Annotated in this window: 1 protein-coding gene; it reads right to left on the reverse strand. The window is 57.8% G+C overall.

What is annotated here, in order from left to right:
* Positions 1-97: 97 nt before the first annotated feature.
* Positions 98-1,210 carry a nitronate monooxygenase gene (locus U5A56_RS36815; protein ID WP_257776148.1) on the reverse strand — a complete coding sequence of 371 codons (1,113 nt, stop codon included), beginning with the start codon at positions 1,208-1,210 and terminating at the stop codon, positions 98-100.
* Positions 1,211-1,236: the final 26 nt, after the last annotated feature.

Below are 1,236 nucleotides of genomic sequence, written 5' to 3' on the forward strand. Positions count from 1 at the left end.
CGACCGTCGTTCGTCGAGAAGCCTTTTCAGCATCTCAAATCGCCTTTGACCTCGGCTCTCTTCGTTACCGGCCGTGCAGCTGTTGTTCATGCTCTATCTACTCGTAAGACGCCTTGGCATTGAGCGCTTCCAGCGCCTCCAGATATTCGTTCAACAGCCGCTCGAACTCGCCCTTGACCGTGGTATGTCCCTTCATGTCGCCAATGGCTTGACCCACCGAGTAGCTCCAATAGTCCATATTGTGCGAGCGCTCCGCACGCTTGAACGGATAGCCCCCAAGGATCGACTGCATCGGCCATTTCAGCGGTTTTGGTGCGCCTGGCTGAGCCCACGCCTTCATATAGTCCGTGTTGAGAATCCGGCACTGCTTCCCGGTCATTGCAAAGCTCAATGTGGCGTCTTCCGATTCCGACTGGAACAGCTTCTCGCGCATCTCCATGTTCAGGTCGCTCTCCGCGGTGCCAAGCCACAACGAGCCGATCCAAACACCCTGGCACCCCAGCGCCAGCGCCGCAAGAATCTGCGAACCACGCGTTACGCCGCCAGCTGCGAGGACAGGAAGCCCCTGTGCAGCTTCGACTACCTGCGGCCACAGAACCATGGATGCGATGGAACCAACACTGCCACCAGCCTCCGTCCCTTGAGCAACCAGAAAATCAACGCCCGCATCTTTTTGCTTGCTTGCGTGGCGACCGCTTCCCACGAGCGCCCCCACCTTGATCCCACGGCCGTGGGCTTGCTTCACCACCCAGTCTGGCGTAACGCCAAGCGCGCCGACAACGCAGCTAACGGGCTTACTGAGGACCACGTCGAGCTGTTCTTGGCTCTTCTTGTTCGTCATGGCCATCTTCGTCGCATACTCGGCCATGTATGCATTGCGGTCCGCTTCAGGCATGTCGGCGATACCGGCTTCGTCCAGGACTTTCTTGACGAACGATAGGTGACTTTCCGGGATTTGCTTCAGATATTCCTCTGGCGATTTTTCGTCGCCTCCCGTACCGGGAAAAACAAGGTCTACGCCGAAGGGCTTGCCGTCCACCTGCTTCTCAATCCAGTCGATCGACATCGACAGTTCGTCGGGCGTCATCCAGGCCGCGCCCAGCACGCCCAGACCACCCGCCTTCGTGACCGCCGCGACAACATCACGGCAGTGAGAGAAAGCGTAGATCGGCAGGTCAATCCCAAATTGGGCACCAAGTTCAGTCTTCATTGAAGCATCCTATCTTCAGTTGTATC

Source organism: Burkholderia sp. BCC1998, from assembly GCF_905339875.1.
In the GTDB taxonomy this organism is placed as follows: Bacteria; Pseudomonadota; Gammaproteobacteria; order Burkholderiales; family Burkholderiaceae; genus Burkholderia.

What these genes read in the sequence shown, in the direction of transcription:
- U5A56_RS36815 (WP_257776148.1), bottom strand. Translation starts at nt 1,210, where the DNA reads ATGAAGACTGAACTTGGTGCCCAATTTGGGATTGACCTGCCGATCTAC.